This window comes from Paenibacillus dendritiformis (assembly GCF_945605565.1).
Taxonomy (GTDB): Bacteria; Bacillota; Bacilli; order Paenibacillales; family Paenibacillaceae; genus Paenibacillus_B; species Paenibacillus_B dendritiformis_A.
Genome location: NZ_OX216966.1, coordinates 1,727,274 through 1,740,682 on the forward strand (window position 1 = coordinate 1,727,274; position 13,409 = coordinate 1,740,682).

Annotated in this window: 14 protein-coding genes and 1 pseudogene; 13 read left to right on the forward strand and 2 right to left on the reverse strand. The window is 55.2% G+C overall.

The features are described 5' to 3' along the window. The first annotated feature begins 176 nt into the window (after window positions 1–176). From deoC to NNL35_RS07470, 10 genes are all read left to right on the forward strand, one after another. Window positions 177–842 carry a deoxyribose-phosphate aldolase gene (gene deoC / locus NNL35_RS07425; protein ID WP_006679502.1) on the forward strand — a complete coding sequence of 222 codons (666 nt, stop codon included), beginning with the start codon at window positions 177–179 and terminating at the stop codon, window positions 840–842. Window positions 843–900: 58 nt separating this feature from the next. Beyond that, window positions 901–1,302: a cytidine deaminase gene (locus tag NNL35_RS07430; RefSeq protein ID WP_040734179.1), complete on the forward strand. Its 402-nt coding sequence runs from the start codon at window positions 901–903 to the stop codon at window positions 1,300–1,302. 80 nt (window positions 1,303–1,382) lie between these two features. Beyond that, entirely contained in the window at window positions 1,383–2,573 is a 1,191-nt protein-coding gene (locus NNL35_RS07435; RefSeq protein WP_006679500.1) for a NupC/NupG family nucleoside CNT transporter, read from the forward strand. A gap of 78 nt (window positions 2,574–2,651) precedes the next feature. Continuing rightward, window positions 2,652–3,359, forward strand: coding sequence for a purine-nucleoside phosphorylase (gene deoD, locus NNL35_RS07440; protein ID WP_006679499.1), 708 nt, complete (start codon window positions 2,652–2,654; stop codon window positions 3,357–3,359). 81 nt (window positions 3,360–3,440) lie between these two features. Continuing rightward, on the forward strand, window positions 3,441–4,742 hold the full coding sequence (locus tag NNL35_RS07445; RefSeq protein ID WP_006679498.1) for a pyrimidine-nucleoside phosphorylase: 1,302 nt from the start codon (window positions 3,441–3,443) through the stop codon (window positions 4,740–4,742). A 143-nt stretch (window positions 4,743–4,885) separates the two neighbouring features. Continuing rightward, window positions 4,886–5,599, forward strand: coding sequence for a response regulator transcription factor (locus tag NNL35_RS07450; RefSeq protein ID WP_006679497.1), 714 nt, complete (start codon window positions 4,886–4,888; stop codon window positions 5,597–5,599). 20 nt (window positions 5,600–5,619) lie between these two features. Next, a complete protein-coding gene (locus NNL35_RS07455) occupies window positions 5,620–6,468 on the forward strand; it encodes a sensor histidine kinase (protein WP_254553112.1) in 849 nt (282 codons plus the stop codon). A 242-nt stretch (window positions 6,469–6,710) separates the two neighbouring features. Continuing rightward, entirely contained in the window at window positions 6,711–7,652 is a 942-nt protein-coding gene (locus NNL35_RS07460; protein WP_006679496.1) for an ABC transporter ATP-binding protein, read from the forward strand. 13 nt (window positions 7,653–7,665) lie between these two features. After that, window positions 7,666–8,790: an ABC transporter permease gene (locus NNL35_RS07465; protein ID WP_006679495.1), complete on the forward strand. Its 1,125-nt coding sequence runs from the start codon at window positions 7,666–7,668 to the stop codon at window positions 8,788–8,790. Window position 8,791: 1 nt separating this feature from the next. Continuing rightward, window positions 8,792–9,940: an ABC transporter permease gene (locus NNL35_RS07470; RefSeq protein ID WP_006679494.1), complete on the forward strand. Its 1,149-nt coding sequence runs from the start codon at window positions 8,792–8,794 to the stop codon at window positions 9,938–9,940. Window positions 9,941–9,974: 34 nt separating this feature from the next. Here the strand turns inward: NNL35_RS07470 and NNL35_RS30625 are convergent. Beyond that, window positions 9,975–10,332 (reverse strand): annotated as a pseudogene (locus tag NNL35_RS30625) (DUF3885 domain-containing protein). A 100-nt stretch (window positions 10,333–10,432) separates the two neighbouring features. Between NNL35_RS30625 and NNL35_RS07480 the strand changes: the two are divergent. Beyond that, window positions 10,433–10,936: a hypothetical protein gene (locus tag NNL35_RS07480; protein ID WP_006679492.1), complete on the forward strand. Its 504-nt coding sequence runs from the start codon at window positions 10,433–10,435 to the stop codon at window positions 10,934–10,936. On the opposite strand, the gene NNL35_RS07485 is transcribed toward NNL35_RS07480, so the two are convergent. Beyond that, a complete protein-coding gene (locus NNL35_RS07485; protein ID WP_083835633.1) occupies window positions 10,933–11,334 on the reverse strand; it encodes a CHRD domain-containing protein in 402 nt (133 codons plus the stop codon). The two genes, NNL35_RS07480 and NNL35_RS07485, sit on opposite strands and share 4 nt — an antisense overlap. Window positions 11,335–11,482: 148 nt before the next feature. Here NNL35_RS07485 and NNL35_RS07490 point away from each other — a divergent pair, with 148 nt between their 5' ends. After that, window positions 11,483–12,163, forward strand: coding sequence for a YdeI/OmpD-associated family protein (locus NNL35_RS07490; RefSeq protein WP_006679491.1), 681 nt, complete (start codon window positions 11,483–11,485; stop codon window positions 12,161–12,163). A gap of 169 nt (window positions 12,164–12,332) precedes the next feature. Continuing rightward, entirely contained in the window at window positions 12,333–13,352 is a 1,020-nt protein-coding gene (locus NNL35_RS07495) for an AraC family transcriptional regulator (RefSeq protein WP_006679490.1), read from the forward strand. Window positions 13,353–13,409: the final 57 nt, after the last annotated feature.

Below are 13,409 nucleotides of genomic sequence, written 5' to 3' on the forward strand. Positions count from 1 at the left end.
CAGAACGATGTCCGAAAATGGGCAGTCCTCTTCTTCAAGCGGCAAGTTCACGAATTTGCTATGAACATAATTTCTGTGAAGTGTTTACATCGGTTCAGACGCGTGTTATGATACCTGTGAAATCAATATGGTTAATCTATAAGTATGATGAATAAATTATTCAAGGGGTGTTCAGCATGAGCATTGCGCAAATGATTGACCACACGCTGCTGCGGGCAGACGCAGTGAAAGACGAGCTTAAGAAGCTGACAGAAGAAGCGACACGATATCAATTTGCCTCGGTATGCGTTAATCCCGCATGGGTGGCGTACTGCGCCGAGCAGCTTGCCGGCACCCCGGTCAAGGTGTGCACGGTCATCGGGTTCCCGCTTGGCGCTTCGACAACGGCTGTCAAAGTCTACGAGACGTCGGACGCGATTGCGAACGGGGCCGATGAGATCGATATGGTCATCAATGTCGGGCAATTGAAGGCAAGGAACGATGACTTTGTGGAGCGGGACATCGCGGCCGTCGTGGCAACCGCTTCCGGGAAAGCGCTTGTCAAGGTCATTATTGAGACATGCCTGCTTACGGAGGAAGAGAAGATTCGCGCATGCGAGCTGGCGGTGAAGGCCGGCGCGGACTTCGTGAAGACATCGACTGGCTTCTCTACGGGCGGAGCTACGCGGGAAGACGTGGCGCTCATGCGCAGAACGGTTGGAGAGCGAGCAGGCGTGAAAGCATCCGGTGGAGTACGCAGCCTGGAAGATGTCAACACTATGATTGAAGCGGGAGCTACGCGAATCGGAGCGAGTTCCGGAGTAAGCATTATGAATGGCATGGAGTCGTCATCTTCATACTAGAGTGCTGTGGAAGAAAGCAAACGTTGGCGGAGAAGCGCCGATGAAGGAGGAGCAGATCATGAAGGAGCAATTGATTCAAGAGGCACTGGAAGCGCGCAAGCAGGCTTATGCGCCGTATTCCCGGTTTCAGGTGGGGGCCGCCGTGCTCGCGGGGGGGAAAATATTTCGCGGGTGCAACGTGGAAAATGCGTCCTATGGTTTAACGAACTGCGCGGAGCGAACCGCCGTGTTCAAAGCGGTGTCCGAGGGCGAGAAGAAGATCGAAGCCATTGCCGTCGTCGCGGATACCGAAGGTCCGGTCGCTCCATGCGGCGCGTGCCGTCAGGTGCTGGCTGAATTTTGCGACAGCGGCACGAGAATCTATTTGTCGAATCTTCATGGCAATACCGAGGAGTGGACGATTTCCCGTTTGCTGCCGGGCGCTTTTTCCGCCGAAGACATGGAACAGGACAGCGAATAGCTTTCCTGTCCTGGGCCTTTTGTAAGCGGTAACAGGAATCCGGACTTGTTTTGCATGCTTGAGCTTGGGAGGAACTTGAGATGAAATATGTGATTGCTATTGCCGGATTGCTGGCCGTATTCGGACTGACCTATATGGCGAGCAAGGACCGGGGCCGCATTCGCTATCGGCCGCTGGCGCAAATGATTGTGCTGCAGATTGTCCTGGCGTTCGTATTGTTGAACACGACGGTGGGCGAGAAGCTGATTCGGGGGTTTGCCTCCGTTTTCGAAGCGCTGCTGGCTTATGCGGCGGAAGGCGTTAATTTCGTGTTCGGCGGAATCATGAACGAAGGGCAGGGCACGCAATTTTTCCTGATGGTTCTGCTGCCGATTGTGTTCATTTCCGCACTGATTGGCATTTTGCAATATACGAAGATTTTACCGTTCATTATCAAATATATCGGCCTTGCGCTCAGCAAGGTGAACGGCATGGGCAAGCTGGAATCGTATAATGCGGTTGCGTCCGCCATACTGGGGCAATCAGAAGTGTTTATTTCGGTCAAGAAGCAAATCGGCATGCTGCCGGAGCGCCGCCTGTATACGCTGTGCGCTTCCGCCATGTCGACGGTCTCCATGTCCATCGTCGGGGCATACATGACGATGATCGAGCCGAAATATGTCGTCACGGCGCTCGTGCTGAACCTGTTCGGCGGCTTCATTATCGCATCGATTCTGAATCCGTATACGGTGTCGAAGGAAGAGGACATTCTGGAAGTTCAGGACGAGCATAAGCAATCCTTTTTCGAAATGCTGGGCGAATATATTATGGACGGGTTCAAGGTGGCCATTACCGTAGCAGCGATGCTGATCGGCTTCGTCGCCCTGATTGCGTTGATTAATGGCCTGTTCGGAACATTGTTCGGCATTACGTTCCAGCAAATTTTGGGTTATATTTTTGCGCCGATCGCGTTCCTTATGGGCGTGCCTTGGGCGGAAACGGTCGATGCGGGCAGCATCATGGCCACGAAAATGGTGGCTAATGAATTCGTCGCGATGCTCGATCTGTCCGCCATGACGAAGGATAGCGTTATGTCTCCACGGACGATTGGCATCGTATCCGTCTTCCTGGTCTCGTTCGCGAACTTTTCGTCCATCGGCATTATTTCCGGGGCCGTGAAGGGGCTGCATGAGAAGCAGGGCAACACGGTCGCCCGCTTCGGCCTGCGCTTGCTGTACGGCGCCACGATGGTCAGTGTGCTGTCGGCGACGGTTGCCGGTCTGTTCCTGTAAAGAAGCGAAGAAAAAATAGAATCGCGATGCCAAGTTCCCCTGCGGAACGGGCTCGCTGGCTAACGGAGGAGGAACGGGATGAGCGTTCACATTGGAGCAAAGCAAGGCGAGATTGCAGAGACGATATTGCTTCCGGGCGATCCGCTGCGAGCGAAGCATATTGCGGAGACGTATATGGAGGACATCGTGTGCTATAACGAGGTGCGGGGCATGCTCGGCTTCACCGGCACCTATCGCGGGAAGCGGGTGTCGGTTCAAGGCACGGGCATGGGCATACCGACGACGAGCATCTACGTCAATGAGTTAATTGCGGATTACGGCGTCAAAAATTTAATCCGGGTCGGCACCTGCGGCGCGATGCAGGAGCATGTGCATGTGCGCGACGTTGTTCTTGCCCAGGCATCGTGCACCGATTCCAGCATGAACCGCCACGAATTCAGCGGGTATGATTATTCGCCGATCGCCAGCTTCCCCTTGCTGCAAGCAGCCTATGAACGGGGCATGGCCAAGGGATTGAAGCTGCATGTCGGCAACGTATTCAGCTCGGATATGTTCTATCGCGGCGACAAATCCGTCGTGAAGAAGCTGATGGATTACGGCGTGCTTGGCGTCGAAATGGAAACGACGGCGCTGTACACGCTTGCGGCAAAATACGGCGCCAAGGCCTTGACGATTTTGACGGTAAGCGATCATTTGCTGACCGGGGAGGAAACGACGGCCGCCGATCGCCAGACGACCTTCCATGACATGATGGAGGTCGCGCTGGAGACGGCGATCTCGATCTAGCGGTCCGAGTTGTTAGGCAAGCAAGCCCGCCTCAGACGGGGCAGCGCATCAATCAACGGGAGACAGGGAGGAGCATCAACGATGAGAATGGTGGATTTGATTGCGAAGAAGCGGGATGGCAAGGAATTGACGACGGAGGAGATCAACTTCGTCATTGAAGGATATACGAAGGGGGACATCCCCGATTATCAGGTGAGCGCCTGGGCGATGGCCATTTATTTTCAGGATATGTCGGAGCGGGAACGGGCCGATCTGACGATGGCGATGGTGAACTCCGGGGACACGATCGATCTGTCGGCTATCGAAGGCATCAAGGTGGATAAGCATTCGACCGGGGGCGTCGGGGATACGACGACGCTCGTGCTGGCGCCGCTGGTCGCGGCACTGGATATTCCGGTGGCGAAGATGTCGGGGCGCGGACTCGGCCATACGGGCGGTACGATTGACAAGCTGGAATCGATCGAAGGCTTCCATGTCGAGATTAGCAAGGACGAGTTCGTGAATCTCGTTAATACGCATAAGATTGCCGTCATCGGACAGACGGGCAACCTGACGCCGGCGGACAAGAAGCTATATGCGCTGCGCGATGTCACCGGCACGGTGAACTCGATTCCGCTCATCGCCAGCTCGATTATGAGCAAGAAGATCGCGGCAGGCTCCGATGCGATTGTGCTTGATGTAAAGACAGGAGCCGGCGCCTTCATGAAGACGGCAGAGGATGCGAAGGAGCTCGCACACGCGATGGTCAGCATCGGCAACAACGTCGGCCGCAAGACGATGGCCGTCATTTCGGACATGAGCCAGCCGCTTGGGCGCGCGATCGGCAACTCCCTGGAGGTGCAGGAAGCGATCGATACGCTGCGCGGGCACGGGCCGGCCGATCTGGAGGAGCTGTGCCTGGCGCTGGGCCGGCAGATGGTCTACCTTGCGGGCAAGGCCGCATCCTTGGAAGAAGCGGAGGAGCAGTTGAAGGAAGTCATCCGCAACGGCAAGGCCTTGGAGAAGTTCAAGGAATTCATCGCGAATCAGGGCGGCAATCCAGCCGTGGCGGATGATCCGAGTCTGCTTCCGCAAGCGTCGTACCAGATCGAAGTCCCGGCACGTCAGGACGGCATCGTCGCCGAGATCGTCGCGGACGAGATTGGAACGGCGGCCATGCTGCTCGGCGCGGGACGCGCGACGAAGGATTCCGAGATTGATCTTGCGGTCGGCCTGATGCTGAACAAGAAGATCGGGGACCGGGTTCAGGCAGGCGAGTCCCTCGTTACGATTTATGCGAATCGCGAGAACGTCGACGATGTCATCGAGAAGATTTACGCGAACATCCGCATCGGCGACCATGCGGAAGCGCCGGTGCTCGTGCATGATATTGTAATGGAATAAGCCAACCATTCGTGCAGCCCTCGTCTTGCTCTAAGACGGGGGCTGTTTGACGTCTGCAAGGGGCTTGAAAAAAACTTGCGCAACGGCGGGATTATCGGTCATACTACAGAAATGAAGATCGCGCGACAGGAGGCAGACCGCAGTTGACTATCAAAGTGCTGATCGCAGACGACAATTCGTTTATTCGGGAAGGCATGAAAATTATATTATCCAGCTTCGAGGAATTCGAAGTGGCCGGCACGGTCGAGGATGGGGCCGAGGCGGTCGCATTCTGCAAGAGCCACGACGTGGATGTCGCGCTGCTGGATGTGCGGATGCCGAATATGAACGGCGTCGAGGCGGCCCGCCTGTTGACGGAGCAGACCAAGGTCAAGCCGCTCATTCTGACGACGTTCGACGACGACGAGTTCGTGCTGGAAGCCATCCGGGCGGGAGCGCGCGGATATCTGCTCAAGAACAATGACCCTGAACGGATTCGCGACGCCATCAAGAGCGTCTGCAACGACCATCACGTGCTGCAGGATGTCGTGCTGGACAAGATCAAAGCGAACCTTCCCGCAGGCCATCCTCCTTCCCCGCCCGCGGCCATGTCCGAGTCCGGAGGAACCCCGGCGCCGCCTGCGGCCGATTCGAACGGATGCAAAATCGACCGCAGCCCGTTCACCGAACGGGAGCTGGGCGTGATGGACCATATCGCCCGCGGCTTATCCAACAAGGAAATCGCCAAGAAGCTGTTCATTTCCGAAGGAACCGTCGCCAATTACATTACCTCGATATTGAATAAAACGGGACTCGAGCATCGCACGCAGATTGCGATCTATTATTTGACGGGCGAAGCGAGAACGTCGGATGAATAGGAGTTAGGAGATTATCGCCTATGGAATTATGGACGATCGGCAATAAAGCGGTGGTGCTCGGCTATATTGTGATGGCCTCATTTCTGATGAATTTCGCTTCCGCGGCAAGCCCGTGGCATATTCTCTCCTACTTGCTGTATCTCGCCGTGAACATCGCGGTTCCCATTTTCAAAAAAATCCGGCTCAAGCAGCTCCTGATCGCCTGCTCCGCCGTATTCGTCATCGTATGCGCGCTCCGGCTGGACCCGCTGTTCCTGCTGCTGCTTCCGATCAATGTGTACGAATTTATTTCTTCCTGCTCGGATCGGAGGCTGCTCGCCTTCGTATGCATGCTGCCGCCGCTGCTCTTCATTCCTCCCGATCTGATTCCGCTATACTTGCTTAGCGCCCTGCTCAGCTACTTGCTGTACGCCTGCGGCAGCGGGCTAAGCGGCAAGCTGGCCAGGCTGGAGAGCGAGCGGGAAAAGATGCGGGCAGATCTGCAGCGCCTGGCCCGCACCTTGAGCGAGAACAACGAATATATCCGCCAGTCCGAATATACGATCAAGCTGGAGGAGCGGAACCGGCTCTCCCAGCAGATTCATGACGACGTCGGCCATGCTATGGCGGGCGCGCTGATTCAAATGGAGGCGGCCCGGCGCCTGCTGGCCGCCGACCGGGACAAGGCGTCCGAGCTGCTGGGCAATGCCATCGCGATCTCCAAGGACGGGCTGGAGCGCATCCGCTTGACGCTCAAGGACATGAAGCCGCGGCCCCAGGAGATGGGGATCAATCGGCTCCGCCTGTTCGTCGACGAGTTGGCATCCCGGGAAGGCGTGGCCGCGACGCTGGCCTATCGGACAATGGCGTCGGGGCAGCGAAGGTCGTGAAAGGGCTTGGGATGGTAGGCATGGAGGAGCGGGCCGCTTCCGCAGGAGGCACGGTTATCGTCGACGGGATGAATGGCTTTACCGTAACGACCCTTCTGCCTTGCGGAGGCCGATGAGGCCGGTGAACATTCTCATGCCGAACAACGTGAATATTCTCATGGACAGAGGATGAACTTATGCACTGACATAAGCGCATCCTTTTTTATTACAATACGGACAGAACCATGGAGGGAGTGAGCCGGATGAGCAACGTACTGGAAATCCGCAATTTGACCAAAAAATTCGGTGATTTTATCGCCGTCGACAATATATCGCTGAACGTGCGCGAAGGGGAGATCTTCGGCTTCCTGGGCGCCAACGGCGCGGGCAAGAGCACGACGATCAATATGATCGCGTCCCTGCTGCGGAGCACCAAGGGGGAGATCAGCCTGCTCGGCAAAAATATCGCGAAGGACAGCCGCTTCGCCAAAATGAACACCGGCATCGTGCCGCAGGACCTCGCAATTTACGAGGATATGACGGCCTATGAGAATGTGCATTTTTTTGCCGGCCTGTACGGCCTGAGGGGGGAACTGCTGAAGAAGCGCACCGAAGAAGCGCTGGACTTCGTAGGCTTGGGCGACAAGCATGCCAGCTTCCCCAAAAACTTCTCGGGCGGCATGAAGCGCCGGCTGAACATCGCCTGCGCCATCGCTCATCGGCCGAAGCTAATCATTATGGATGAACCGACGGTCGGGATCGACCCGCATTCCCGCAATTATATATTGGGCTCGGTGCGCAAGCTGAACGAGATGGGCTGCACCATCATCTACACAACCCATTACATGGAAGAAGTCGAAGAAATCTGCACCCGCATCGCGATCGTCGATCACGGCAAAATTATCGCGGAAGGCACGAAGGAGCAGCTGACCGCGACGATTACCGAATCGAAGGAAATCTGGATCGGCATCAAGTCATCGGACCCGGCGCTCGAAGTGGATGCGATCCGGCAGATACCGGGCATCACCTCAGTGCGGCTGGAGGAGCAGATGCTCAAAGTTATATCCAAAGCGGAAATCAATAATCTGAACCTGATTATCCAACAACTGATCAAGGATCAGGTGGAAATCCGATCGGTCGAAGAGCAAGCGCCGAATCTGGAGACGGTGTTCCTGACCTTAACCGGCCGGAACTTGCGGGATTAAGGAGGAAGCCGCTATGAACATTTGGAATATCGCGCTCAAAGAAATCAAATCCAATCTTCGCAATACCCGAACCTTTGTGTTTATGCTCGCCCTGCCGATCGTATTGATGCTGATTCTTGGGGCCGCGCTCACGAACGCGTTCACGGACGGCGTAGAGATCGACGGTCTGCGGCTGCTCGTCCGCAATGAATGGACCGATTCGCAAGGAACGGCAGCCTGGAACCAGTTCGTGCAGGCGATTGAGCAGGAAGGCGTCGAGGTCGTGCAGGCCACCGCCGGCATGAACGGCCAGGAGGAGGTCCGCACGAACCGCTTTACCGCTTATGCGGAGGTTGATGGCGACGGCATCCAGTTCTATGGAAGCAGTAAAAACACGATCGAAAGCAACATTATACAGGGCATGCTGACCGCGTTCGCCGATCGCTACTCGCTGATGGCCGCGGCTTTCCATACCGATCCGGCGGCAGCCCGGGCGATCGTCGGCGGGGCCGGGGAGAGCGGCGATTTCATCCGTGACACTGCGCTGAATCCGGACAAGCGCCCGGACTCCTTCGGTTATTACGCGATCGCGATGACGACGATGATCGCGCTCTACTCGGTCTTCTCGGCCGGTTATCTGTTCCGCGGCGAGCGCAGCCGCCATACGTCGATCCGCTTAATGGCGGCTCCTATCGGCAAAGGCGAGATATTCATCGGAAAAGTGATCGGGAGCACGTTCATCAATCTGCTGTGCGTCCTGCTGGTCGTCTTGTTCAGCAAATTCGCCTTCCATGCCGATTGGGGCACGCATTACGGCATGATCTTTCTTGTACTGCTGACGGAGGTGCTGCTCGCAGTGAGCTTGGGACTCGCGATAAGCTTCCTGTTTCAGGGCGAGGGCTCTCAAGGCCTGATCATGATGTTTACGCAGGTGGCTTCGTTTCTCGGCGGGGCGTATTTTCCGATTAGCGAGATGGAGGGCTACATGGATTGGCTCAGCAATCTGTCGCCGCTGCGTTGGGCCAATACCGCTTTGACAGAGATCATCTACGCCGGCGATGCGGCCGCAGGGTGGCCGGTAATCGGCTTGAATACCGGCATTGCGGCTCTCTTTCTTTTCATTGCGATCATCTTTATGCACAGACGGGAGGCGTTCTAATATGAGCGAAGTGATATGGCTTATCCGCAAAACAATGACCGAGACATTCCGCAATAAAAAGAACTGGCTTATCTACTTCGGCCTGCCCGTCGCCGGTGTGCTGTTGTCCATGATGATATATGCGAACCATAGCAGCGGGACGCTCCGCGTCGGCATGCTGAACCTGGACGGCGATCAGGCGATTACACAGGATGCGATCCGCTTCCTGGAAGGCTTGAATCAGATCAAAATCACGGTCCTGGATGAAGCGGCGATGAAGCGCGATCTCGCGGCAGGCAACCTGGACAGCGGCATCGTGTTCGGCGAAGGGTTCGCCGCAAGCGTGCGTGCCGGCAAGCCGGAACATCTGGATATCATCTCCGTGAAAGGGACGCAGGTCACCGCCTACGTCAAGGCGATGCTTCAGAACTTTGTCGGCAACGTGGCCGCGATTGGCCGCAGTGCTGAAGGCGATGATGCCCGGTTCGACACCATCTATGCCGCATACAGCCAGCAGCGGTTCAAGGTGACGGCCGAGACGCTGGAGGATACGTCGAACATGAAGTCCATGACCTATCAATCGATTGGCTTCCTCGTCGCGTTCATGATGTACTCCGCGGTGAGCATGTCGGAGATGATTCTGAAGGAGAAAGAGAACCGCACGTTCCTGCGGCTGCTGTCCGCACCCGTCTCCGCAAGGTCGTATGTGCTCTCGAACGTGGCCGTCAATGTCGTGGTTATGCTGCTGCAGATTACGGTCACGCTGATCGTGATGAAGAACATCCTCCATATTGACTCGGGCATCCCGTATGGCAATATAATCGCGGCGCTGATCCTGTTCGCCTTTACGGCCATCAGCCTCTCGCTCTTGATCGTCGCCTTCTCGAAGAGCAGCGCGGGCGCAGGCGCCCTGCAAAATCTGATCATTACGCCGTCCTGTCTGCTCGCCGGCTGCTTCTTCCCGATGGACATCATGCCAGACACGATGCGCAAAATCTCGCACTTCATGCCGCAGCATTGGCTGTTGGACATGATCAGTAAGCTGCAGCAAGGCGTTACGTTCGGCAGCCTGGCTCTGAATATGGCGATTCTGATCGCCTTCGCCGCGGTCTTCGCGCTCATCGCGATCTTCCGCTTCGGCCGCAACAACGACATCCGGCAGTTCGTGTAAGCCGGAAGCCAGGGGGGACAGACCATCGCTGCGTTCACGTCATAACATCGCAAGAGTGGCGGAAAAGCCCCTCTATTTTTTCCCGGTCATATTCCAATATCCAATCGTTGAACTCTTCATAGAGCGGCCGCAGCGGATCCAAGGCAGCGCAGATGACATCGCACCCCCGATCATCATAGAGATGGTAAATCATTTGCTTCGTCTTATTGATCAGATAGATGTCGATGCCGCAACGTTCGAATCCGCTTTTTGCTCTTTACATATTTGGGATAGATTCTGGCCGGTCTGCGCTGCAGCCGAGTGTCGCTCGCATCGCAATGAATGTCGGTGACGAGGAATATATCGTCGGATTCATCAAATACGCGCTCAAAAATTCGAATGCTTCTATATATAAAAGATAAAGGTGAAAGCCGCGAAGCGGTAGCAAGTCAGGATAACCGGCATACGATATAACAGGATATCCGCCTATCAATTGCCGGGAAGGTGTTATGATTGAGACAAAATGAGATGTGGCAGTCTGTATTAACTGAATTATACAACAGTCTGTATGGCGAACAGATGGTCTGTTCCATGAGCACGGAGTTGTTTCATATACCTGAAACGCAAAATTTACAAGGAAATTCAGAAATGCATGCCAGTCTTGTCCCTGCGTCTTATCATCGGGTGACTGCGGCCGGTTCAGCCCAAAGATTGGTGAACGGAGAGAGCGCCCCGACCATTATTGCGACACTGGTTGCCTGCATACAGAACGCCGAGCGGCTGGATCGCGACGTACATTCCGGTTTATTGGTCATGAGAGATGCCGCACCAGCTGCCTACAAGCCCGTAATCGAAAACATCATACGCTGGCAGGAACACGCTGAAGTGCATCTGCAGAACGCAAAACAATTGACGAATCAAAACATTGGCGCATCCCCTCGGCTTGGGTATTATACCGCCCTTAGACATGAAAATAGCCCATGTCAGCGACATAGGCTTGCCAACTGCATTTATTAACAGGTGATTTGACCGCGAATTTCTCCGTCTGGAAATTGTATGGTATGGACGTTGACATAGGCGTTCCCTCTTTCGATCTCACGAATGAGGTCGCGGATCGTTTTGCCTTTCAGAGGTCCGATTAGATCTCGGCTCGTCAGGACACCGCGGATGACTCCTCGTCTAACGGAGATGCCAAATTTGGACGGACCGAACAGGAAGGCTACGATGGGACCATTCTGCCCTCTTCTGCCAAGATGAATATGGGCCTGGGTCACCCGGTTAATATTTCGGATCACCAGCCGGAATCGTAACTGAGTGCGATTGCTGCTCAGCTGAAAAATAGCATCTCCTGAAGCTATCGTTCTTACAGGAGGCACTTCATTTCGCCCCGATAGGATTGCCCTGAATGTTCTAATAAGTCCTCGCTCCTTTCATATCGCTCTTATAACGTATTCTTTAAAACATGAATGGTTTGTACGTTTGCCCAGAAAATATGATTTCGGAGTCAGCAGTGGTACAATAGTCGACAGACATGCTTCCGGCATATTAAAGGGGGATACAGCCATGAACAACTCCGCGAAAACCATTATTGAAAAATTGAATCTCCGCAAATATTCGACGAAGCTGATTTTGGGCAAGCCGGACGATATCGCCGATTTCGATGAGCTGGAGTACGACACATCGGCGGTCGAAGAGAAATACAGTCTCATTTTTACGTTCATCTTCAACTTGGAGGAGTTCGTGAGCCAGCTGAATCAGGTGATTGAACAGCAGCTGCTCGAAGAGGGCGGGTATCTGTTCTTCGCCTATCCGAAGAAAAATAATCCGAAGTACGCGGAATATATTGAGCGGGACAGCTTCTTCGCCGAAGTCCCTATGGACGAGGATGGATATGTGAAGGGCAGCCCGATTAAGTTCGCCCGCATGGTGAGCCTGAACGACGTGTTTACCGTCATCGGGCTGAAATCCCAGGCGAAGAAGGCGGCGAGCTCAGCCACAACGAAAGCGAGCCAATGCGTGGATGATTATGTCGACCGTGTGGAAGACATCAAGTCCTATTTGCAGAACGACGAGGAAATAGCACAGCGGTACAATCAATTGACTCCCGGCTACCAGAAAGACTGGGCGCGGTATGTATACAGCGCGAAGAAAAAGGAAACGCAGGACAAGAGACTGGCCGAAATGAAAACCGTGCTGGCCGAGGGCTATAAATCGATTGATCTATATAGAAGAAACAAGAAATAAGAGCGCGGTCACAGCATCGCAGGCATAGGCAACGGTGGAGCTCGAACGGTGGTCCAAGCCGTAACGTATGGAAGGCGAACTCGAGGCAGGTTGAAAAACATCGCCAAACCCCGTACAATGACATCGAATGAGTGATAATCATTCTCATCCCGTGGAGAGGAGGTCCATGATGGCTCAGGATGTATTGATTACGGAGGTTCATGATTATTTCGACCGGCTTGCCGAAGTGGTCGACGGCCGGGTTCAGCATACAGGCGGCGAGCAGCAGCTTGTTCTCCCTTCTCATATTGGCATCGGCTCGATTACGCGGCTGCGGATTCGTCCGGGCATGGAGATCATAATGACGGACGTGACGTACGAGCAAAATATGATGCTTCGCATTCAGGAGGCTTGCCGGCTGTTCGAGCTAAGCTATTGCGTAAGCGGGGAGATCTACTGCGAGTGGGGCGGCAAGGACAGCCTCACGGAGAAGCAGACGGGCAACGTCCTGTACCTGGAGGACATTGAAGTATACGAGGAGAAGAAGGCCGGTCATCGCCATCAATTGCTGGAGATCCGCCTTTCTCCAGATGAGTTGTTCCGGTATGCAGGGGATACGGCGGAGAAGCAGAAAATGGAGACCTGGCTCCGGCGCCATCGGGGAAGAATCGACCGCTATCCGGATTCCCCGGCCATCCGCAAATGCGTGCTGGATCTGCTTCAGTGCACATATCAAGGCACGATGAAGCGCCTATATATGGAGAGCAAGGCAATGGAGTTCATCGCCTTGTTCGGCGAGGCGGACGGGCTCGATGTGACGGGCGGACCGCGGCAGCGCTCGTTGAGCCGCGACGATATCATCAAGCTGCGCGAAGCGAGGCAGCTTGTCCTCGACCATTGCGAGCAGCCTCTCTCCATCCGGCAGCTGGCGAGACAGTCCGGGCTGAATGAATTCAAGCTGAAGACCGGCTTCCGCGAGCTGTTCGGCATGACGGTATTCGAGCTGGTGCGCAAGGAGCGGATGGAGAAGGCCTTGCGGTATATGGAAGCCGATCGGATGAATGTGAGCGAGGCCGCGGTCGCTGTCGGCTACAGCAATGCGAGCAATTTTACAGCCGCGTTCCGCAAGCATTACGGCTGCAATCCGAGCGAATACAGGAAGCGGCTGGAGCAGTTGGGCGCAGAGCGAGAGCAGCGCGATGCAGAATAACGGGTGAGGCTTCAAGCAAGCCGATGTAACCTTCCCACGAAAAAGAAGCAGGCTGCC

Coding starts and splice junctions, on each gene's coding strand:
- deoC (WP_006679502.1), top strand. CDS start 177: ATGAGCATTGCGCAAATGATTGACCACACGCTGCTGCGGGCAGACGCA.
- NNL35_RS07430 (WP_040734179.1), top strand. CDS start 901: ATGAAGGAGCAATTGATTCAAGAGGCACTGGAAGCGCGCAAGCAGGCT.
- NNL35_RS07435 (WP_006679500.1), top strand. CDS start 1,383: ATGAAATATGTGATTGCTATTGCCGGATTGCTGGCCGTATTCGGACTG.
- deoD (WP_006679499.1), top strand. CDS start 2,652: ATGAGCGTTCACATTGGAGCAAAGCAAGGCGAGATTGCAGAGACGATA.
- NNL35_RS07445 (WP_006679498.1), top strand. CDS start 3,441: ATGAGAATGGTGGATTTGATTGCGAAGAAGCGGGATGGCAAGGAATTG.
- NNL35_RS07455 (WP_254553112.1), top strand. CDS start 5,620: ATGGAATTATGGACGATCGGCAATAAAGCGGTGGTGCTCGGCTATATT.
- NNL35_RS07460 (WP_006679496.1), top strand. CDS start 6,711: ATGAGCAACGTACTGGAAATCCGCAATTTGACCAAAAAATTCGGTGAT.
- NNL35_RS07465 (WP_006679495.1), top strand. CDS start 7,666: ATGAACATTTGGAATATCGCGCTCAAAGAAATCAAATCCAATCTTCGC.
- NNL35_RS07470 (WP_006679494.1), top strand. CDS start 8,792: ATGAGCGAAGTGATATGGCTTATCCGCAAAACAATGACCGAGACATTC.
- NNL35_RS07490 (WP_006679491.1), top strand. CDS start 11,483: ATGAACAACTCCGCGAAAACCATTATTGAAAAATTGAATCTCCGCAAA.
- NNL35_RS07495 (WP_006679490.1), top strand. CDS start 12,333: ATGGCTCAGGATGTATTGATTACGGAGGTTCATGATTATTTCGACCGG.